Origin of the sequence: Enterobacter cloacae (genome assembly GCF_013375935.1) — a bacterium.
GTDB lineage: Bacteria > Pseudomonadota > Gammaproteobacteria > Enterobacterales > Enterobacteriaceae > Enterobacter > Enterobacter pasteurii.
Genome location: NZ_CP056117.1, coordinates 4,410,930 through 4,430,390, shown reverse-complemented (window position 1 = coordinate 4,430,390; position 19,461 = coordinate 4,410,930). Strand labels below are relative to the sequence as shown.

At 55.2% G+C, this 19,461-nt stretch carries 20 protein-coding genes and 5 tRNA genes; 16 read left to right on the top strand and 9 right to left on the bottom strand.

Annotation, left to right across the window (positions count from 1 at the left end; translation table 11 throughout):
- The first annotated feature begins 9 nt into the window (after nt 1–9).
- The 14 genes from ybgC (at nt 10) to pnuC (ending at nt 8,424) form a co-directional block, all read left to right on the top strand.
- Nucleotides 10–414, top strand: coding sequence for a tol-pal system-associated acyl-CoA thioesterase (gene ybgC / locus HWQ14_RS20825; protein WP_003858593.1), 405 nt, complete (start codon nt 10–12; stop codon nt 412–414).
- Nucleotides 411–1,103 carry a Tol-Pal system protein TolQ gene (gene tolQ / locus HWQ14_RS20820; RefSeq protein WP_003858590.1) on the top strand — a complete coding sequence of 231 codons (693 nt, stop codon included), beginning with the start codon at nt 411–413 and terminating at the stop codon, nt 1,101–1,103. Before ybgC ends, tolQ begins: the two co-directional genes overlap by 4 nt.
- Nucleotides 1,104–1,106: 3 nt before the next feature.
- A complete protein-coding gene (tolR, locus tag HWQ14_RS20815) occupies nt 1,107–1,535 on the top strand; it encodes a colicin uptake protein TolR (protein ID WP_003858589.1) in 429 nt (142 codons plus the stop codon).
- Between the two features lie 28 nt (nt 1,536–1,563).
- Nucleotides 1,564–2,817, top strand: a complete 1,254-nt coding sequence (gene tolA / locus HWQ14_RS20810; RefSeq protein ID WP_176610869.1) for a cell envelope integrity protein TolA — start codon at nt 1,564–1,566, stop codon at nt 2,815–2,817.
- Between the two features lie 129 nt (nt 2,818–2,946).
- Nucleotides 2,947–4,239, top strand: coding sequence for a Tol-Pal system beta propeller repeat protein TolB (tolB, locus tag HWQ14_RS20805; protein WP_045308832.1), 1,293 nt, complete (start codon nt 2,947–2,949; stop codon nt 4,237–4,239).
- A 34-nt stretch (nt 4,240–4,273) separates the two neighbouring features.
- On the top strand, nt 4,274–4,795 hold the full coding sequence (gene pal / locus HWQ14_RS20800) for a peptidoglycan-associated lipoprotein Pal (protein ID WP_003858578.1): 522 nt from the start codon (nt 4,274–4,276) through the stop codon (nt 4,793–4,795).
- Between the two features lie 9 nt (nt 4,796–4,804).
- Nucleotides 4,805–5,593 carry a cell division protein CpoB gene (gene cpoB, locus HWQ14_RS20795; RefSeq protein ID WP_176610868.1) on the top strand — a complete coding sequence of 263 codons (789 nt, stop codon included), beginning with the start codon at nt 4,805–4,807 and terminating at the stop codon, nt 5,591–5,593.
- Between the two features lie 161 nt (nt 5,594–5,754).
- Nucleotides 5,755–5,830, top strand: a tRNA-Lys gene (locus tag HWQ14_RS20790).
- A gap of 27 nt (nt 5,831–5,857) precedes the next feature.
- Nucleotides 5,858–5,933 (top strand) — tRNA-Val (locus HWQ14_RS20785).
- A 3-nt stretch (nt 5,934–5,936) separates the two neighbouring features.
- Nucleotides 5,937–6,012: transfer RNA gene (locus HWQ14_RS20780), tRNA-Lys, on the top strand.
- Between the two features lie 146 nt (nt 6,013–6,158).
- Nucleotides 6,159–6,234 (top strand) — tRNA-Lys (locus HWQ14_RS20775).
- Nucleotides 6,235–6,256: 22 nt separating this feature from the next.
- Nucleotides 6,257–6,332 (top strand) — tRNA-Lys (locus HWQ14_RS20770).
- A 306-nt stretch (nt 6,333–6,638) separates the two neighbouring features.
- Nucleotides 6,639–7,682: a quinolinate synthase NadA gene (gene nadA, locus HWQ14_RS20765; RefSeq protein WP_176610867.1), complete on the top strand. Its 1,044-nt coding sequence runs from the start codon at nt 6,639–6,641 to the stop codon at nt 7,680–7,682.
- Nucleotides 7,683–7,704: 22 nt separating this feature from the next.
- Nucleotides 7,705–8,424, top strand: coding sequence for a nicotinamide riboside transporter PnuC (pnuC, locus tag HWQ14_RS20760; protein ID WP_176610866.1), 720 nt, complete (start codon nt 7,705–7,707; stop codon nt 8,422–8,424).
- Here the strand turns inward: pnuC and zitB are convergent.
- Complete coding sequence (gene zitB, locus HWQ14_RS20755; RefSeq protein ID WP_176610865.1) at nt 8,421–9,359, bottom strand: CDF family zinc transporter ZitB; 939 nt, start codon at nt 9,357–9,359, stop codon at nt 8,421–8,423. The genes pnuC and zitB overlap by 4 nt on opposite strands.
- A 99-nt stretch (nt 9,360–9,458) precedes the next feature.
- Entirely contained in the window at nt 9,459–9,824 is a 366-nt protein-coding gene (locus tag HWQ14_RS20750; protein WP_176611235.1) for a protein YbgS, read from the bottom strand.
- Between the two features lie 304 nt (nt 9,825–10,128).
- Between HWQ14_RS20750 and aroG the strand changes: the two genes are divergently transcribed.
- Nucleotides 10,129–11,181, top strand: coding sequence for a 3-deoxy-7-phosphoheptulonate synthase AroG (aroG, locus tag HWQ14_RS20745; protein ID WP_176610864.1), 1,053 nt, complete (start codon nt 10,129–10,131; stop codon nt 11,179–11,181).
- A 59-nt stretch (nt 11,182–11,240) separates the two neighbouring features.
- On the opposite strand, the gene gpmA is transcribed toward aroG, so the two are convergent.
- The 7 genes from gpmA to modE form a co-directional block, all read right to left on the bottom strand.
- The gene (gpmA, locus tag HWQ14_RS20740; protein WP_148420796.1) at nt 11,241–11,993 is read right to left on the bottom strand and encodes a 2,3-diphosphoglycerate-dependent phosphoglycerate mutase; all 753 of its coding nucleotides are present in this window, start codon (nt 11,991–11,993) and stop codon (nt 11,241–11,243) included.
- A 240-nt stretch (nt 11,994–12,233) separates the two neighbouring features.
- The gene (galM, locus tag HWQ14_RS20735; protein WP_176610863.1) at nt 12,234–13,277 is read right to left on the bottom strand and encodes a galactose-1-epimerase; all 1,044 of its coding nucleotides are present in this window, start codon (nt 13,275–13,277) and stop codon (nt 12,234–12,236) included.
- Nucleotides 13,271–14,419, bottom strand: a complete 1,149-nt coding sequence (galK, locus tag HWQ14_RS20730) for a galactokinase (protein WP_148420794.1) — start codon at nt 14,417–14,419, stop codon at nt 13,271–13,273. Before galK ends, galM begins: the two co-directional genes overlap by 7 nt.
- Nucleotides 14,420–14,421: 2 nt before the next feature.
- The gene (gene galT / locus HWQ14_RS20725; RefSeq protein ID WP_176610862.1) at nt 14,422–15,468 is read right to left on the bottom strand and encodes a galactose-1-phosphate uridylyltransferase; all 1,047 of its coding nucleotides are present in this window, start codon (nt 15,466–15,468) and stop codon (nt 14,422–14,424) included.
- Nucleotides 15,469–15,477: 9 nt separating this feature from the next.
- The gene (gene galE, locus HWQ14_RS20720) at nt 15,478–16,494 is read right to left on the bottom strand and encodes a UDP-glucose 4-epimerase GalE (RefSeq protein WP_176610861.1); all 1,017 of its coding nucleotides are present in this window, start codon (nt 16,492–16,494) and stop codon (nt 15,478–15,480) included.
- Between the two features lie 201 nt (nt 16,495–16,695).
- Nucleotides 16,696–18,168 (bottom strand): molybdate ABC transporter ATP-binding protein ModF, encoded by a 1,473-nt coding sequence (gene modF / locus HWQ14_RS20715; protein ID WP_176610860.1) that lies wholly within the window; start codon nt 18,166–18,168, stop codon nt 16,696–16,698.
- 67 nt (nt 18,169–18,235) lie between these two features.
- The gene (modE, locus tag HWQ14_RS20710) at nt 18,236–19,024 is read right to left on the bottom strand and encodes a molybdenum-dependent transcriptional regulator (protein ID WP_176610859.1); all 789 of its coding nucleotides are present in this window, start codon (nt 19,022–19,024) and stop codon (nt 18,236–18,238) included.
- Between the two features lie 127 nt (nt 19,025–19,151).
- Between modE and HWQ14_RS20705 the strand changes: the two genes are divergently transcribed.
- Nucleotides 19,152–19,304, top strand: coding sequence for an AcrZ family multidrug efflux pump-associated protein (locus HWQ14_RS20705; protein WP_003858549.1), 153 nt, complete (start codon nt 19,152–19,154; stop codon nt 19,302–19,304).
- Nucleotides 19,305–19,461: the final 157 nt, after the last annotated feature.

Here is a 19,461-nt window from a genome sequence, read left to right as displayed (position 1 = left end):
GGATGTAAAGTGAATACAACGCTGTTTCGATGGCCGGTACGTGTCTATTACGAAGATACCGATGCCGGTGGTGTGGTCTACCACGCCAGCTACGTTGCTTTTTATGAACGGGCACGCACAGAGATGCTGCGCCATCATCACTTTAGTCAACAGGTGCTGTTGGCTGAGCGAGTTGCCTTTGTGGTACGCAAGATGACGCTTGAGTATTTTGCGCCTGCCAGACTCGACGATATGCTCGAAGTCCAAACTGAAATTACATCAATGCGCGGAACTTCACTGGTTTTCACGCAGCGGATAGTCAATGCAGAGAACACGGTACTGAACTCAGCTGAAGTCCTGATTGTCTGTGTTGATCCAACCATAATGAAGCCTCGTGCGCTTCCTAAGTCTATTGTCGCGGAGTTTAAGCAGTGACTGACATGAATATCCTTGATTTGTTCCTGAAGGCAAGCCTTCTGGTTAAACTTATCATGTTGATTTTGATTGGTTTTTCAATCGCTTCCTGGGCCATCATCATCCAGAGAACGCGTATCCTCAATGCCGCTGGGCGCGAAGCCGAAGCGTTTGAAGATAAGTTCTGGTCGGGTATTGAGCTTTCTCGTCTGTATCAGGAAAGCCAGGGACGCCGTGATAACCTTTCTGGCTCCGAACAAATTTTCTACAGCGGTTTCAAAGAGTTTGCTCGCTTACACCGTGCTAACAGCCATGCGCCGGAAGCCGTGGTAGAAGGCGCGTCGCGTGCGATGCGCATCTCCATGAACCGCGAGCTGGAAAATCTTGAAACGCATATTCCATTCCTCGGCACCGTAGGCTCCATCAGCCCGTATATCGGCCTGTTTGGTACGGTATGGGGGATCATGCACGCCTTTATCGCCCTTGGCGCGGTGAAGCAGGCAACGTTGCAGATGGTAGCACCGGGTATCGCAGAAGCACTGATCGCAACCGCAATCGGTCTGTTCGCCGCAATTCCGGCGGTGATGGCGTACAACCGTCTGAACCAGCGCGTGAACAAACTGGAACTGAACTACGACAACTTTATGGAAGAGTTCACCGCGATTCTGCATCGTCAGGCGTTTACCAGCACCGAGAGCAACAAGGGGTAAACCATGGCCAGATCGCGTGGACGAGGTCGTCGCGAGCTCAAGTCCGAAATCAATATCGTTCCGTTACTGGACGTGCTGCTGGTGCTGCTGCTGATCTTTATGGCGACAGCCCCCATCATCACCCAGAGCGTGGAAGTTGATCTGCCGGATGCGACAGAATCACAGGCGGTAAGCACCAATGACGATCCTCCGGTCATCATTGAGGTTTCCGGCGTAGGGCAGTACAGCGTGGTGGTCGAGAAGGATCGTATGGATCAGCTCCCCCCAGAGCAGGTTATTGCTGAAGCGCAACGACGCCTGGAGTCAAATCCGAAGACGGTCTTCTTAATCGGTGGTGCGAAAGACGTACCATATGATGAAATTATCAAAGCGCTGAACTTGCTACATAGCGCGGGCGTTAAGTCAGTTGGCTTAATGACTCAGCCTATTTGATCATCTGCGTAGTTTTTGGGAACCGATAGTGTCAAAGGCAACCGAACAGAACGACAAGCTTAAGCGAGCGATAATCGTCTCCGCAGTGCTGCACGTGATTCTTTTTGCAGCGCTGATCTGGAGTTCGTTCGATGAGCACATTGATGCATCGGGCGGTGGTGGAGGCTCATCCATCGACGCCGTCATGGTAGATCCCGGTGCGGTAGTGCAGAACTATAATCGTCAGCAACAGCAGCAGGCGAGCGCAAAACGCGCTGAAGAGCAGCGTGAAAAACAGGCGCAACAGCAGGCGGAAGAGCTGCGTGAAAAGCAGGCCGCCGAGCAGGAACGTTTGAAGCAGCTTGAGAAAGAGCGTTTGCAGGCGCAGGAAGCCGCGAAAGAGCAGGCGGAGCAGCAGAAACAGGCTGAAGCCGCAGCGAAGAAAGCGCAGGAACAGCAGAAGCAGGCGGAGGAGGCGGCAGCCAAAGCCGCAGCAGACGCTAAGGCGCAGGCAGATGCTCAGGCGAAAGTAGCCGCAGAAGCAGCGAAAAAAGCCGCTGCTGACGCGCAGAAGAAGGCCGAAGCAGAAGCCGCGAAGAAGGCCGCTGCTGATGCGAAGAAGAAAGCGGAAGCCGAAGCCGTGAAAAAAGCCGCTGCTGACGCACAGAAGAAAGCCGAAGCAGAAGCCGCGAAGAAAGCCGCCCAGGAAGCAGAGAAAAAAGCGGCCGCCGAAGCGGCGAAGAAAGCGGCTGCCGCTGAGAAAGCTGCGGCAGAAAAAGCCGCCGCTGCGGAAAAAGCCGCTGCTGATAAAAAAGCTGCAGCTGAGAAAGCCGCTGCCGATAAGAAAGCAGCAGCCGAAAAAGCCGCTGCTAAAAAGGCCGCTGCCGCTGAGAAAGCTGCCGCAGCCGCAGGGGTTGACGATCTGCTGGGCGACCTGAGTTCCGGTAAGAATGCACCGAAAACGGGCGGTGGGGCGAAAGGAAATGGACAGCCGTCAAAAGACAGCGGTACCTCCGGAGCCAACGGTGGGGCAACAGGTGCAGATATCAGTGCTTATGCCAAGCAGATCCAGGTTGCGATTCAGAGCCGACTCTTTGATGCAGGCCTGTATCAGGGCAAGCAATGCGTACTGCACATCAATCTTGCGCCAGACGGCAGGTTGAAAAGCGTGACGTCTGAAGGGGGTGATCCTGCGCTCTGTCAGGCTGCGCTGGCCGCAGCCAGATCGGCGAACATTCCTAAACCGCCTAGTGAGGCTGTTTATGAAAGGATAAAAGATGCCAAACTGGACTTTAAGCTGTAATCAACTCTTCTAACGGAAGTATGAAAAACAGTCTATGGTCGTAAACAGGATAAGTAGTTTTGTCTATTTGGGTTTGTTAACATTCTGCTAAATTATCGTGGGTAAGGTTACCCAGATAAGGGAGATATGATGAAGCAGGCATTACGTGTAGCAGTTAGTTTTTTAATGCTGTGGGCAGCTGTACTGCACGCAGAAGTACGTATCGAGATCACCCAGGGGGTGGACTCGGCGCGTCCAATTGGTGTCGTTCCGTTCCAGTGGGCAGGCCCGGGCGCTGCGCCTGAAGATATTGGCGGCATTGTGGCAGCTGACCTGCGTAACAGCGGTAAATTTAACCCATTAGATCGTTCCCGCCTGCCTCAGCAGCCGGGTACTGCGCAGGACGTTCAGCCTGCTGCATGGTCTGCACTGGGTATTGATGCGGTAGTTGTCGGTCAGGTTACGCCTGCACCAGACGGCGGCTATAACGTTGCGTATCAGCTGGTTGATACCGGCGGTGCGCCGGGTACCGTTCTGGCTCAGAACACGTATAAAGTGAACAAGCAGTGGCTGCGCTACGCTGGCCATACGGCGAGTGACGAAGTGTTCGAGAAGCTGACCGGTATTAAAGGTGCGTTCCGTACCCGTATCGCGTACGTGGTTCAGACCAACGGCGGACAGTTCCCGTATGAGCTGCGCGTCTCTGACTACGATGGCTACAACCAGTTCACCGTTCACCGTTCTCCTCAGCCGCTGATGTCTCCGGCATGGTCTCCTGACGGCTCTAAGCTGGCGTACGTGACCTTCGAGAGCGGCCGTTCCGCGCTGGTTATTCAGACGCTGTCTAACGGTGCCGTGCGCCAGGTTGCTTCATTCCCGCGCCACAACGGTGCACCTGCGTTCTCTCCGGATGGGACTAAGCTGGCCTTTGCCCTGTCTAAAACCGGTAGCCTGAACCTGTATGTGATGGACATTGGATCTGGTCAGATCCGCCAGATTACGGACGGCCGTAGCAACAATACTGAACCAACCTGGTTCCCGGACAGCCAGAATCTCGCCTTTACGTCTGACCAGGCGGGTCGTCCACAAGTCTATAAAATGAATATCAACGGCGGAGCAGCGCAGCGTATTACCTGGGAAGGTTCTCAGAACCAGGATGCTGACGTCAGTGCCGATGGTAAAACAATGGTAATGGTCAGTACTGCGGGTGGTCAGCAGCACATTGCCAAACAAGATCTGGTAACGGGGGGCGTACAAATACTGTCGTCAACGTTCCTGGATGAAACGCCAAGTCTGGCACCTAACGGCACTATGGTAATCTACAGCTCTTCTCAGGGGATGGGATCCGTGCTGAATCTGGTTTCTACAGATGGGCGTTTCAAAGCGCGTCTTCCGGCAACTGATGGACAGGTTAAATCACCTGCCTGGTCGCCGTATCTGTAATAATAATTAATTGATTACTAAAGGAATCTTAGAAATGCAACTGAACAAAGTGCTGAAGGGGCTGATGATCGCTCTGCCTGTAATGGCAATCGCAGCGTGTTCTTCTAACAAGAACGCAAGCAATGACCAGAGCGGCGAAGGCATGATGGGTGCCGGCACCGGTATGGACGCTAACGGCAATGGCAACATGTCTTCTGAAGAGCAAGCGCGTCTTCAGATGCAGCAGCTGCAGCAGAACAACATCGTTTACTTCGATCTGGATAAATACGACATCCGTTCTGACTTCGCTGCAATGCTGGATGCGCACGCAAACTTCCTGCGTAGCAACCCGTCTTACAAAGTCACCGTAGAAGGTCACGCGGACGAACGTGGTACTCCAGAGTACAACATCTCCCTGGGTGAACGTCGTGCGAACGCTGTTAAAATGTACCTGCAGGGTAAAGGCGTTTCTGCTGACCAGATCTCCATCGTTTCTTACGGTAAAGAAAAACCAGCAGTACTGGGTCACGACGAAGCGGCTTACTCCAAAAACCGTCGTGCCGTACTCGTTTACTAAGAGAATTGCATGAGCAGTAACTTCAGACATCATCTGATGAGTCTGTCGTTACTGGTTGGAATAGCGGCCCCCTGGGCCGCTTTTGCTCAGGCACCAATCAGTAGTGTCGGCTCAGGCTCGGTAGAAGACCGGGTCACTCAACTCGAGCGTATCTCTAACGCTCACAGCCAGCTTTTAACTCAACTCCAGCAGCAACTTTCCGACAACCAGAACGATATCGATTCCCTTCGTGGCCAGATCCAGGAGAGTCAGTATCAGCTTAATCAGGTTGTGGAACGCCAGAAGCAAATCTTGTCGCAGATGGATAGCCTGAGCAGCGGCGGTGCGGCTGCACAGCCCGCAGCAGGCGATCAAAGCGGTGCGGCGACGCCTGCACCTGCGGCAGATCCCTCCGCGTCGTCTGGAGCGCCTGTACAGAGCGGTGACGCGAATACGGACTACAACGCGGCCATTGCCCTGGTTCAGGACAAGGCGCGTCAGGACGATGCTATCGTTGCGTTTCAGAACTTCGTGAAGAAGTACCCCGATTCCACTTACCAGCCAAATGCGAATTACTGGCTGGGTCAGTTGAATTACAACAAGGGGAAAAAGGATGATGCGGCGTTTTATTTTGCCTCTGTGGTGAAAAATTACCCGAAATCACCGAAAGCGCCTGATGCGATGTTTAAAGTCGGCGTGATCATGCAGGACAAAGGCGACACTGCAAAAGCCAAAGCGGTTTATCAGCAGGTGGTTGCGAAATTCCCGGGCACCGACGGCGCCAAACAGGCGCAAAAACGTTTGATTTCGATGGGTTGATTATCGCATGACCAGAAATCGCGTTATTTCTGGTCGTGCAGCATGATTCCTAAGCAGTTAAGTGATCTTCATCGAAATTTTTGTTGCGCTGAATTCTTAAATCAGTAATATATGCCGCCGTTGCCACGGGATATCAAACAACGTGAAAGCAGCATAAAAGTGGGTCGTTAGCTCAGTTGGTAGAGCAGTTGACTTTTAATCAATTGGTCGCAGGTTCGAATCCTGCACGACCCACCACTTAACGCAGTTCCGGCAGTACAGAGTGGGTGATTAGCTTAGTTGGTAGAGCATCTCCTTTACACGGAGGGGGTCGGCGGTTCGAGCCCGTCATCACCCACCACTCGGGTCGTTAGCTCAGTTGGTAGAGCAGTTGACTTTTAATCAATTGGTCGCAGGTTCGAATCCTGCACGACCCACCAATTTTAATGTCTTACTCGAGATATTAAACGTGAAGGATAACGTTGCTTCAGCAACGGCCCGTAGGGCGAGGCGAAGCCGAGTCATCCTGCACGACCCACCACTTTAAAAGTGGAACCGAGTAAATCTTCGAAGTCAGCACCCGAATGGGTCGTTAGCTCAGTTGGTAGAGCAGTTGACTTTTAATCAATTGGTCGCAGGTTCGAATCCTGCACGACCCACCACTTCGAAGAAAAATCCCGCAAGGGGTCGTTAGCTCAGTTGGTAGAGCAGTTGACTTTTAATCAATTGGTCGCAGGTTCGAATCCTGCACGACCCACCAATTTTAATGTCTTCCTCGAGATATTAAGCGTGAAGGATAACGTTGCTTCAGCAACGGCCCGTAGGGCGAGGCGAAGCCGAGTCATCCTGCACGACCCACCAGTGTAAAAAAGCGCCCTAAAGGCGCTTTTTTGCTATCTGTCGTTCCCCGGCCGTTGCCCGACAAATGCTGCAGGCATCAATTCCCGATGACATTTCGCCTCGAATTCGCTATCTTGTTTAGTATATAAAACACCGTTGCCATCATTTTTGCTATCTCCTGCAAAACAAAGGCAATATTGTTAAGCCAGTGAAACGAGAAGCCATAATGAGTGTGATGTTTGATCCCGAAGCCGCTATTTATCCCTTCCCGCCGAAGCCAGCGCCACTAAGCCGGGATGAAAAGCAGTTCTACCGTGAGAAAATCAAGCGCCTTCTGAAAGAGCGAGATGCGGTGATGGTGGCGCATTACTACACCGACCCGGAAATTCAGCAGCTGGCCGAAGAGACGGGCGGCTGCATTTCGGATTCCCTGGAGATGGCGCGCTTCGGTGCTAAACATCCCGCTTCCACGCTTCTGGTCGCTGGCGTGCGATTTATGGGCGAAACGGCAAAAATCCTGAGTCCTGAGAAAACGATTCTGATGCCGACGCTGAGTGCGGAATGTTCTCTCGATCTTGGCTGCCCGACAGATGCATTCACAGCCTTCTGCGATGCTCATCCGGACCGGACCGTCGTGGTCTATGCCAACACGTCCGCCGCGGTAAAGGCGCGTGCAGACTGGGTGGTTACGTCCAGCATCGCCGTTGAGCTGATTGAACATCTGGACAGCCTGGGGGAGAAAATCATCTGGGCACCCGATCGCCATCTCGGTAACTACGTGCAAAAACAGACCGGTGCTGACGTGCTGTGCTGGCAGGGGGCCTGTATCGTTCACGACGAGTTTAAGACCCAGGCACTCACCCGTATGAAAGGGCTATACCCGGACGCCGCTATCCTGGTGCATCCGGAATCCCCGCAGTCAATTGTCGATATGGCGGATGCCGTCGGCTCGACCAGCCAGCTTATCAGTGCCGCAAAAACCCTGCCGCACAAGCAGCTCATCGTGGCGACCGATCGCGGTATCTTCTACAAGATGCAGCAGGCCGTGCCGGAAAAAGAACTGCTTGAAGCCCCCACCGCCGGAGAAGGGGCGACGTGCCGCAGCTGCGCCCACTGCCCGTGGATGGCGATGAATGGCCTGAAAGCCATTGCGGAGGGGCTGGAAAACGGTGGGGCCGCGCATGAGATCCATGTGGATGCCGCTCTGCGTGAAGGTGCATTAATTCCGCTTAACCGTATGCTGGATTTTGCGGCTACACTACGTACTTAACCTGTTACGCCCCGGAGAAAAAATGGATTTTTTTAGCACACAGAACATCCTGGTTCACATCCCGATTGGTGCGGGCGGCTATGACCTGTCGTGGATTGAGGCGGTGGGTACGCTGGCCGGTTTACTCTGCATCTGGCTGGCCAGCCTTGAGAAGATCGGTAACTATGCTTTCGGGCTGATTAACGTCACGTTGTTTGCAATTATCTTCTTCCAGATCCAGCTCTATGCCAGCCTGCTTTTGCAGCTGTTCTTCTTTGCGGCCAATATCTATGGCTGGTATGCCTGGTCGCGGCAAAACAGTCAGCAGGAGGCGGAACTGCAAATCCGCTGGCTGCCGCTGCCCAAAGCCATCGCCTGGCTCGCTGTCTGCGTGGTGGCTATCGGCTTAATGACAGTCTATATCGATCCGGTATTTGCCTTCCTGACGCGCGTTGCGGTTTCGGTGATGTCCGGTATGGGGTTAAACGTCACCATGCCTGCGCTTCAGCCGGACGCCTTCCCGTTCTGGGATTCCTGCATGATGGTGCTGTCAATTGCCGCAATGATCCTGATGACCCGTAAATACGTTGAAAACTGGCTGCTGTGGGTGGTCATCAACGTGATTAGCGTGGTGATTTTTGCCCGTCAGGGCGTTTATGCCATGTCGCTGGAATACATGCTGCTGACCTTTATCGCCCTTAACGGTAGCCGCATGTGGATTAACAGCGCGCGTGAGCGAGGCTCTCGCGCGCTTTCCCGCTAATGGTGATGCGCGTGTGAATGGCCGGACTGCGCCTCGTTCAGGTGGCAGTCTGGCCCGCTACACGCCTGATACTCCATCTGTATGGTGGAGTGCGCAATCTCGTAGTGATGCTCAAGAAAGTGCTGAATACGTTCAAGCAGCGCGTCGTGATTGTGGGGCGGAACAACCTGAACGTGCAGCGTCATAAGCGGTTTCTCGCCTACCAGCCAGACGTGAACGTGATGAACGTTACGCACTTCAGGAATGGAGCGACACAGATTGCGCTTGAGCTCGCCGATGTCCAGGGACGTAGGCGCACCCTCCAGAAGCTCATTCACGCTCTCTTTTAACAGGCGCCAGGCGCTGCGTAACACCAGGCACGACACCAGCACCGACAGAATCGGGTCAACAGGTGTCCATCCCGTTCCCATAATAATCAGCGCGGCCACAATCGCACCAACCGAGCCCAGCAGGTCGCCCAGCACATGCAGCGCCGCAGCCCGCACGTTCAGATTTTTTTCACTGCTGCCGCGGTGCAAAATCCAGAATGCCAGAATATTGGCCAGTAACCCGGCGATGGCAATGACCATCATCGTCGTCCCGGCTACCGGCTGCGGATGCCTGAAGCGCTGAATAGCTTCCCAGACGATAAGAAGGGTAATCACCACCAGCGCAATCGCATTTACGAAGGCGGCAAGCGTTGTCAGCCTGAGCCAGCCAAACGTGTGGCGGGCATTGGGGGGACGGCGGGCAAACTGCACGGCAAGCAGGGCAAACAGCAGGGCGGCGGCGTCGGTAAGCATATGCCCCGCATCGGCCAGCAGGGCCAGCGATCCGGATATCAATCCACCGATAACCTCGATCACCATAAACGTGGCGGTGACGCCGAAAGCCAGCAGAAGCCGTTTGGCGTTTTCATCGCCGGAAGGGGAAGAATGAGAGTGGGAGTGCGCCATGGTATCGTTCCTGATTTATTATTATTTTTAGTGTAGCGTTTTTAAGAGCTTAAATAAAAAAGGAGAGCACGCGCTCTCCTTATTTCATCTTACCGATGATTACTGGGTGGTGCCGTCCGTTTTGGTATCGGCATTGCTACCTACTTTGTCATTCGGGTCCGGGCATTTCCCGTCTTTACACATTGAGTTTTTGTGAACCTCGTCGGTGGTCATGCCGTCATGGTTCATCGTGCCGGTATTTGTCCCGCCGGTGTTGGTGTGGCCGGTGTTGATGTCGTTATTATCAACCTTATTAGGGGCGATATTCTCTTTTGCATCCGGGGCGACCTGGCCCGCAGCAGCAGCGGCATTAGCATCGCCGTTGCTGGTAGAGCCTGAAGAGTTTGCATCGGCTGCCAGTACGCTGCCGCTTGCCAGGGTAAGGGTTGCCGTCAGGAAAAGCGTAGTCAGTTTCGTCATTTTCATCATGGTGCTCCTGTTCTTATCGTTACGCTGGATAACATTCTCCAACAGTGCATCTTGTTCAGTGGCGAAAGATCCCGTACTCCCGAGCAATGTCAGAATGGGATCGCGTATAAATATTTAAAATCAGTCGTTACAAGTAAAAAGCTTAGGCCAGATCTCATTTTTCGCTATTTTGTTGCGTATTTTTGGTAAATTCCAGGAATTATCTGCGCGAAGTGTAAAAGCCCGTTTACACTTCGTGGCCGACAAGTTAGATTGAAAGCATTGCTTTCATTACTAAAGATATGGCAGAGCCGGAAACAAGATGAATTATCAGAACGACGATTTACGCATTAAAGAGATCAATGAGTTATTACCTCCCGTAGCGCTCCTTGAAAAATTCCCCGCCACCGAAAATGCCGCCAACACGGTGTCCCATGCCCGCAAGGCGATCCACAAGATCCTGAAAGGTAGCGACGATCGTCTTCTGGTGGTGATTGGGCCATGCTCCATTCACGATCCTGCCGCGGCCAAAGAGTACGCGGCGCGCCTGCTCGCCCTGCGCGGAGAGCTGAAAGGCGAGCTGGAAATCGTGATGCGCGTCTATTTTGAAAAACCGCGTACCACCGTGGGCTGGAAAGGGCTGATCAACGATCCGCATATGGATAACAGCTTCCAGATCAACGACGGCCTGCGTATTGCGCGTAAGCTGCTGCTGGAGATCAACGACAGCGGGCTGCCTGCTGCCGGTGAGTTTCTTGATATGATCACGCCGCAGTATCTGGCTGACCTGATGAGCTGGGGCGCGATTGGCGCGCGTACCACGGAATCTCAGGTTCACCGCGAGCTGGCGTCTGGCCTGTCATGCCCGGTTGGTTTCAAAAACGGCACCGACGGCACCATCAAGGTCGCCATTGACGCGATCAACGCGGCTGGCGCGCCACACTGCTTCCTCTCGGTAACCAAGTGGGGCCATTCGGCCATCGTGAACACCAGCGGTAACGGTGACTGCCATATCATTCTGCGCGGCGGCAAAGAGCCAAACTACAGCGCAAGACATGTGGCGGAAGTGAAGGCCGGGCTGGAGAAAGCGGGCCTGGAGCCGCGGGTGATGATCGACTTCAGCCATGCGAACTCGAGCAAACAGTTCAAAAAGCAGATGGAAGTCGGTGCGGATGTTTGTCAGCAAATCGCCGGCGGTGAGCACGCGGTCATTGGGGTGATGATTGAGAGCCACCTGGTGGAAGGCAACCAGAATCTTGAGGGCAGCGAGCCGCTTGTCTACGGCAAGAGCGTGACCGATGCCTGCATTGGCTGGGATGATACCGACGCTATCCTGCGCCAGCTGGCCGGGGCGGTAAAAGCGCGTCGCGGCTAAATGTCCCCAGGCAATAAAAAAGCGTGGATTGCTCCACGCTTTTTTTATGTCCGCGAAAATTACTTCGCTTTACCCTGGTTGGCGACGGCCGCGGCTTTTGCAGCGATTTCGTCAGCGTTACCCAGATAGTAATGTTTAACTGGTTTGAAGTTTTCGTCGAACTCGTACACCAGCGGCACGCCGGTAGGGATGTTCAGTTCGAGGATTTCATCTTCACCCATGTTGTCCAGATATTTCACCAGCGCACGCAGGGAGTTGCCGTGAGCCGCGATAATGACGCGCTCGCCGCTCTTCAGGCGTGGCAGAATGGTTTCGTTCCAGTAAGGCACGACGCGATCGATGGTCAGCGCCAGGCTTTCGGTCTGCGGCAGCTCGGCTTCTGTCAGCTTCGCGTAACGCGGATCGTGACCCGGATAACGCTCGTCATCTTTGGTCAGCTCTGGTGGGGTTACCGCAAAACCACGACGCCACTGCTTAACCTGCTCGTCGCCATATTTTTCTGCGGTTTCCGCTTTGTTCAGACCCTGCAGCGCACCGTAGTGACGCTCGTTCAGTTTCCAGGATTTCTCAACCGGCAGCCAGGCCTGATCCAGCTCGTCCAGAATGTTCCACAGGGTATGGATGGCACGTTTCAGCACAGAGGTGTAAGCAAAGTCAAAGGTGAAGCCTTCTTCCTTCAGCAGCTTACCCGCCGCTTTCGCTTCGCTTACGCCTTTTTCGGACAGATCAACGTCATACCAGCCGGTGAAGCGGTTTTCGTTGTTCCACTGGCTTTCGCCGTGGCGCACCAGGACAAGCTTAGTATTAGCCATTTCTTACTCCTCAAGCATTTTGAATGATAACAATTCTCATTATATTGCCGTGACCGTGCCAGCAGCAACGCTTAACCCTAACCATAGCGAAAATAGTTCGAGAGTGTAAGATGCATGTGAATCCAGGGTTATGATTTTGTCTGCAATCGTCGCTATTTTCAGCAAAACGCGCATAAAAAAGCCCTCACGGAGAGGGCCTGACGCTTTTTACATGGCGGCGCTACGCTTGCGCCACCGGGCTTAAGCGCGCGGAACGAAATGGTATTCGGTGACGCTAACGTACTCTTCCCCCGGACGCAGCACGCAGTCCGGCTGCGGCCATTCCGAATGGTTAGGGCTGTCCGGCAGAAACTCGCTTTCCAGCGCCAGCCCCTGCCAGTCGCTGTAGGCGTTGTGCTCGCGCGCCGTGGTACCACCCAGATAGTTACCGGAATAGAACTGCAGGGCAGGGGCGGTGGTGTACACCGTCATCTGTAGCTTTTCATCAGCGGACCAGACCCGTGCGGCAGGCTGAGCAAGATCGCCTTTTGCCTGCAACAGGAAGGCGTGGTCGTAACCTTTCACCTTGCGCTGATCGTTATCGCTCAGGAAATCCTGCGCGATGGTTTTCGGCTGACGGAAATCGAAGCTACTGCCGCTTACCGGTTTCAGCCCCTGATAGGGGATGCCTGCTTCATCGACCGGCAGGTATTCCTCCGCCAGGATTTGCAGCTTATGGCTGCGGACATCGCTCTGGCTACCGTCGAGGTTGAAATAGGCGTGGTTCGTCAGGTTGACCGGGCACGGCTTATCGACCGTTGCGCGGTACTCAATGACGATGCGGTTATCCTCGGTCAGCGTGAAGCGAGCGGTCGCGGTGAGATTGCCCGGGTAGCCCTGGTCTCCGTCAAGGGAGTCCAGAGAGAACCAAACTTCGCCGTCATTTTGCTGCGCAATTTTCCAGCGGCGCTTATCAAAGCCTTCCGGTCCGCCGTGCAGCTGATTCTCGCCCTGGCTTGAAAGCAGCGAATATCCAGCGCCGTCCAGCTCAAAGCGGCTTTTGGCAATGCGGTTGGCGTAGCGGCCTATGGAGGCGCCAAGAAAGGCGGTCTGCTCGATATACTGCTCTGGCGACGCGCAGCCGAGCAGGGTTTCGCGCACGCTGCCGTCAGGCATCGGCACGCGGGCAGAAAGTAGCGTTGCGCCCCAGTCCATCAGCGTAACCACCATCCCGGCGCTGTTGCGCAGGGTTAACAGGCGATACGGCAGACCATCCGGTGCGAGTGTAGGTGTTTCGTTTAGCACTGTCCGGCTCCTTGTGATGCTTTACAGACGTAGAAAGTTTCTTTGATGCCCGTTCTGGCTTCGTACTGCTTAGCCACGGCGTCCTGGACGGCAGGGACCAGCTCTTCCGGCATCAGGGCGACGATACACCCGCCAAACCCGCCGCCGGTCATGCGTACCCCGCCTTTGTCGCCAATCGTGGCTTTTACAATCTCAACCAGCGTGTCGATTTGCGGCACGGTGATTTCGAAATCGTCGCGCATGGAGGCATGAGATTCTGCCATCAGCTCGCCCATCCGCTTCAGGTCACCTTTCGCCAGCGCGGAGGCGGCCTCTACGGTACGGGCATTTTCCGTCAGTATATGACGCACGCGCTTCGTGACCACGGGATCCAGCTCGTGGGCAACCTTGTTAAACTCCTCAAGCGAAACATCGCGCAGGGCCGGCTGCTGGAAGAACCGCGCGCCGGTTTCACACTGTTCGCGACGCGTGTTGTATTCGCTGCCCACCAGGGTACGCTTGAAGTTACTGTTGACGATCACCACAGCTGCCCCTTTCGGCAGCGGAACCGCTTTGGTTCCGAGGGAGCGGCAGTCAATCAGCAGCGCATGATCTTTCTTGCCCAGCGCGGAGATCAGCTGATCCATAATGCCGCAGTTGCAGCCCACGAACTGGTTTTCCGCTTCCTGACCGTTCAGGGCGATCTGCGCGCCGTCCAGCGGCAGATGATAAAGCTGCTGGAACACGGTGCCAACCGCGACCTCCAGCGATGCAGATGAACTCAATCCCGCACCCTGCGGCACGTTGCCGCCGATCGTCAGATCGGCCCCGCCGAAATTCTTGTCGCGCTTTTGCAGGTGCTTCACCACACCGCGAACATAGTTGGCCCACTGCTGGCTCTCGTGGGTGACGATCGGCGCATCGAGGGAAAATTCGTCAATTTCGTTGTCGTAATCCGCGGCGATTACCCGTACTTTACGATCGTCGCGTTTCGCGCAGCTGATGACCGTCTGGTAGTCGATGGCGCATGGCAGCACGAAACCGTCGTTGTAGTCGGTATGCTCACCGATCAGGTTAACGCGGCCGGGCGCCTGGATAACGTGGGTGGCAGGGTAGCCAAATTTTTCAGCAAACAGGGATTGTGTTTTATCTTTCAGACTCATTTTTAGACTCCTGATTCGCGGTAGTGGACGTCGCTAACGGCACGCAGACGCTCTGCCGCCTGTTCCGCCGTCAGGTCACGCTGGGTTTCCGCCAGCATTTCGTAGCCCACCATGAATTTACGTACCGTCGCGGAACGCAGCAGCGGCGGGTAAAAATGGGCATGCAGCTGCCAGTGTTGATTCTCTTCGCCGTTAAACGGCGCGCCGTGCCAGCCCATGGAGTACGGGAAGGAACTCTGGAAGAGGTTGTCGTAACGGCTGGTCAGCTTCTTCAGCGCCAGCGCAAGGTCGTCTCGCTGGGCGTCGCTGAGGTCGGTAATGCGCTGAACAGGCGCTTTTGGCAGCAGCAGGGTTTCAAACGGCCACGCCGCCCAGTATGGCACCACGGCAAGCCAGTGTTCCGTTTCCACCACGGTACGGCTGCCGTCCGCCAGCTCCCGCCGGGTATAATCCACCAGCATCGGTGAGCCGTTCTGGGTGAAATACGCTTTTTGCAGACGATCTTCGCGCTCGGCTTCATTTGGCAGGAAGCTGTTCGCCCAGATCTGCCCGTGCGGATGGGGGTTAGAACAGCCCATCGCCGCGCCTTTATTTTCAAAAACCTGCACCCACGGGTAGGTCTGGCCCAGCTCCGCCGTTTGCGCCTGCCAGGTGGACACCACCTCTTTCAGCGCCTCAACGCTCAGCTCCGGCAGCGTTTTGCTGTGATCGGGAGAGAAGCAGATCACGCGGCTGGTGCCACGGGCGCTTTCGCAGCGCATCAGCGGATCGTGGCTTTCCGGCGCGTCCGGCGTGTCGGTCATCAGCGCCGCAAAATCGTTAGTAAAAACGAAGGTACCTTTGTAGTCCGGGTTTTTATCGCCCGTCACGCGCGTATTGCCCGGACAGAGGAAGCAGTCCGGGTCATTCTGAGGCAGCGTCTGTTTTGCAGGCGTCTCCTGCGCGCCCTGCCAGGGGCGCTTGGCGCGATGCGGAGAAACTAAAATCCATTGCCCGCTGAGCGGGTTAAAACGACGATGCGGGTGATCGACGGGGTTGAATTGCGTCATGACAAATCCTTAGTCCGGATAGCCCTGCGGATGGCGTGACTGCCAGTGCCAGGTATCCTGTGCCATTTCATCAAGCGTGCGGGTGACACGCCAGTTAAGCTCTTTATCGGCTTTGGTGGCATCGGCCCAGTACGCAGGGAGATCGCCATCACGGCGGGGGGCGAAGTGATAGTTCACCGGCTTGCCGCAGGCTTTGCTGAAGGCATTTACCACATCCAGCACGCTGCTGCCGATCCCGGCGCCGAGGTTATAAATATGCACGCCAGGTTTATCTGCCAGCTGCTGCATCGCCGCCACGTGTCCGTCGGCCAAATCCATGACGTGAATGTAATCGCGCACGCCGGTGCCATCTTCGGTGGGGTAATCGTTGCCAAAAATAGCCAGGGAATCACGACGGCCCACGGCCACCTGCGCGATATACGGCATCAGGTTGTTAGGAATGCCCTGCGGATCCTCACCCATATCGCCTGACGGATGCGCGCCAACCGGATTGAAGTAGCGCAGCAGCGCAATGCTCCAGTCGGGCTGCGATTTTTGCAGGTCGGTCAGGATCTGCTCCACCATCAGCTTGCTTTTGCCATACGGGCTTTGTGGCGTGCCGGTCGGGAAGCTTTCAACGTAAGGAATTTTTGGCTGGTCGCCGTAGACGGTCGCGGAGGAGCTGAAGATAAAGTTTTTGACGTTTGCGGCACGCATGGCGGAAATCAGACGCAGGGTACCGTTAACGTTGTTGTCGTAGTACTCAAGCGGTTTAGCCACCGATTCGCCAACCGCCTTCAGGCCCGCGAAGTGGATCACGGTCTCAATCTCGCGATCGCGAAGGATTTCGGTCATTAACGCTTCGTTGCGGATATCGCCTTCCACGAAGGTCGGTCGTTTACCCGAAAGGCGTTCAATGACGGGCAGCACGCTGCGCTTGCTGTTGCACAGGTTATCAAGGATGACGACATCGTGGCCGCTTTGCAGCAGTTGAACACAGGTATGACTTCCGATGTAACCGCTACCACCTGTTACCAGAACTCGCATATTACGCTCCATTAGGCTTATGGTATGAATTAACCATAGCATATCAGAGACGCTAAAAGTGTGACATGGGATAAAATAGTGGTATCGTTTACACTGCTTTTCAAACTCGCTTTTTCACAGACTGGGTGCATTTTAGATCAAAGAGATAGAGATGTATTGTTGCAGGTTATCTGAAAAGCGGAGGGCAGCGCCCTCCGGCAGTTAATCGATTTTGCTGAGCAGATAGCGGTAGCGCTCGCCGTCAGGGACAAACTCCAGCCGGTGGGTAATGCAGGACGGGGCATCCTCTGCGTGGTGCGACACGAACAGCAGCTGGGTTTCCCCCTCGCTAATCAGTACGTCCACAAAGCGGCGGATCAGCTGGCGGTTCAGCGGATCCAGCCCCTGCAACGGTTCGTCCAGAATCAGCAGCGTAGGGTGTTTAACCAGCGCGCGGACGATTAACGCCAGCCGCTGCTGCCCCCACGACAGGCTGTGGAACGGGGCGTCGGCTACCCGGTTGTCCATGCCCAGAATATCCAGCCACTGCTGTACCAGCTTGTGCTGCTTATCCGATACCGCCTGATAAATGCCGATGGAATCAAAGTAGCCGGAGAGGATCGCGTTGCGCACCGTGGTGCTCACGCGGTAATCCAGATGCAGGCTGCTGCTGACATAGCCAATGTGCTTTTTGATGTCCCAGATGGTTTCCCCGCTGCCGCGACGGCGGCCGAAGAGGGTCAGATCGTTGCTGTACCCCTGCGGATGATCGCCGGTAATCAGGCTCAGCAGCGTGGATTTACCCGCCCCGTTGGGGCCGGTGATCTGCCAGTGTTCACCCGGATTAACCGTCCAGCTGAGGTGATTAAGAATGGGGCGATCGTCATAAGCCACCACGCCGTCGCGCAGTACGATGCGCGGCTGATCGGGATCCAGCCCGCGTCGTGCCGATGGCGCATCCGGCTCCGGCAGGGCGATGCCGTCCAGCTTTTCGCTGTGCGCCAGCTGCGCAACCAGCGCCTGGCGCAGCAGCGTCGCTTTTTCCCCGGTTTCGGTCAGGCTACAGTCTGCCAGCACGCCCGCGTGCTGTACGAAATCAGGAATTTCATCAAAGCGGTTAAGGACCAGCACAACGGTGTATCCCTGCTGGTTGAGCCTCGCCAGCAGCGCGGCCAGCTGTGCGCGGGACTGTACGTCCAGGCCGTCAAACGGCTCATCCAGAATGAGGAGTTCCGGCTCGCCCATCAGCGCCTGGCACAGCAGCGCTTTGCGCGTCTCGCCGGTAGAAAGGTATTTGAAGCGTCGGGTAAGCAGGGCGGTAATGCCAAACTGCTCCGCCAGCTGGCGGCAGCGGGCAGGATCTTTTATCTCATCCTGGATAATTTCCGCCGTCGTGCGGCCGGTATCTTCTTCGCCAGGGCTGAGCATATCGGTATTGTTACGCTGCCACTCATCGCTGACCAGCTTCTGCAGCTGCTCAAAGGAAAGGCGCGTCAGCCGGGTGAAGCCACACTCGCGCTCACCCTTCAACTGGGTTAGTTCCCCCGCCAGGGCGCGGGCCAGCGCTGATTTTCCGCTGCCGTTAGTGCCCACAAACGCCCAGCTTTCTCCGGCGCGTAAGGTTAACTCAGGCAGCGACAGGGTACGGGTATCGCTAAGACGAAACGTGCCTTGCGAAATATGCAATGATGACATGTGTTATCCCATTTTTTGCAGCAACAGATGTCAGGGATACCCAGAGTCGGATGGATTGTCAATGCGCTTAGCACAATGTGGCGATAATCACCCGGTCTGCATTGAAATATGCGGTCACGACAGCACCTTCTTCTAATTCAGCCGCGTCGTTTACCGGAACGGTGGCGCAAAGCGTCTGGCCGTCCGCAAGGGTCATCAGCACCTCGCACTGTTCTTCACCGCGTACAATATGGCTGATGCTTCCCCGCAACTGGTTATCCGCTTCTGCTGCATGTTCGGGATAGCGCGTGATGCCGATCCAGGGCGCCTTCAGTAATATCAGCACTTCGCTACCTTCGTTTAGCCCGAGGCGTTGGCTGCTTTGCGCGGTGACGGCGGCTTTCAGGCGCGTCGTGCCGTCTGCGAGCAGGATCTCAATGTGCTCCTGCACCCGGGAACGATCGCGTCCCGTTACCGTACCAAACCACTGGTTACGGGCGCTGGTCTGTAACGAGAAGCGGGAGATGGCGGCCAGCAGGCTGTCCAGCGGCAGGCTGTCGTCATCGCTTAACACATCAAATGCCTTTTGCTGGATCTGCGCCAGTAAATCGTAGAGCTGGATCAGCCGTTGCCCGTAGCGCGTTAACGCGGCGCCGCCGCCGCCTTTTCCGCCCGTGGCACGGTCAACCAGCGTCTGCTCGCTCAGGGTGTTCATCTCGTTGATCGCGTCCCAGGCGCTTTTATAGCTGATGCCGGCGTTTTTGGCTCCCTGGCTAATCGAGCCAGTTTGTTCTATTTGTTTTAACAGGGCGATGCGTCGCGGATCGGCGAAAAGCTTCTGCTGAAGTCGTAGGGTGAGGAGAATTTCGGCCTGCATAACGGTGTCCCGGCAAAAAGGCTATTGTGACCCAAATGCCCTGATGCGCAAAGCGCACCGCACAAAAGGGGATGTTTTTATTACTTTTCAGGGTAGAATAAGCCGTTCACAAGATCTGGAGAAAACCATGTTAGAGTTGTTGAAAAGTCTGGTATTCGCGGTAATCATGGTGCCAGTAGTGATGGCTATCATCCTCGGTGCCATCTACGGCCTGGGTGAAGTGTTCAACGTCTTTTCGAACATTGGTCATCGTCGGGACCAGCCTAAAAAGCAGCAATAATTTCCTCCAAAACGCCCGGCCAGCCCGGGCGTTTTGCTCTCAAGTTTCCCTCTTTTCCGCCGATATCATTTACAACGTTCCTTGAGCTTACTCATTAATCGGTACGATTTAGCGCTAGGAACGCCTGTGATATATCGTTATATTTATTTTTATATAA

Bases quoted from the DNA above. Each gene is read 5' to 3' on its own strand.
- galK (WP_148420794.1), bottom strand. From the start codon at position 14,419: ATGAGTCTGAAAGATAAAACACAATCCCTGTTTGCTGAAAAATTTGGC.
- galT (WP_176610862.1), bottom strand. From the start codon at position 15,468: ATGACGCAATTCAACCCCGTCGATCACCCGCATCGTCGTTTTAACCCG.
- HWQ14_RS20705 (WP_003858549.1), top strand. From the start codon at position 19,152: ATGTTAGAGTTGTTGAAAAGTCTGGTATTCGCGGTAATCATGGTGCCA.
- nadA (WP_176610867.1), top strand. From the start codon at position 6,639: ATGAGTGTGATGTTTGATCCCGAAGCCGCTATTTATCCCTTCCCGCCG.
- modF (WP_176610860.1), bottom strand. From the start codon at position 18,168: ATGTCATCATTGCATATTTCGCAAGGCACGTTTCGTCTTAGCGATACC.
- pnuC (WP_176610866.1), top strand. From the start codon at position 7,705: ATGGATTTTTTTAGCACACAGAACATCCTGGTTCACATCCCGATTGGT.
- tolB (WP_045308832.1), top strand. From the start codon at position 2,947: ATGAAGCAGGCATTACGTGTAGCAGTTAGTTTTTTAATGCTGTGGGCA.
- modE (WP_176610859.1), bottom strand. From the start codon at position 19,024: ATGCAGGCCGAAATTCTCCTCACCCTACGACTTCAGCAGAAGCTTTTC.
- cpoB (WP_176610868.1), top strand. From the start codon at position 4,805: ATGAGCAGTAACTTCAGACATCATCTGATGAGTCTGTCGTTACTGGTT.
- HWQ14_RS20750 (WP_176611235.1), bottom strand. From the start codon at position 9,824: ATGAAAATGACGAAACTGACTACGCTTTTCCTGACGGCAACCCTTACC.
- zitB (WP_176610865.1), bottom strand. From the start codon at position 9,359: ATGGCGCACTCCCACTCTCATTCTTCCCCTTCCGGCGATGAAAACGCC.
- pal (WP_003858578.1), top strand. From the start codon at position 4,274: ATGCAACTGAACAAAGTGCTGAAGGGGCTGATGATCGCTCTGCCTGTA.
- aroG (WP_176610864.1), top strand. From the start codon at position 10,129: ATGAATTATCAGAACGACGATTTACGCATTAAAGAGATCAATGAGTTA.
- gpmA (WP_148420796.1), bottom strand. From the start codon at position 11,993: ATGGCTAATACTAAGCTTGTCCTGGTGCGCCACGGCGAAAGCCAGTGG.
- tolR (WP_003858589.1), top strand. From the start codon at position 1,107: ATGGCCAGATCGCGTGGACGAGGTCGTCGCGAGCTCAAGTCCGAAATC.
- galE (WP_176610861.1), bottom strand. From the start codon at position 16,494: ATGCGAGTTCTGGTAACAGGTGGTAGCGGTTACATCGGAAGTCATACC.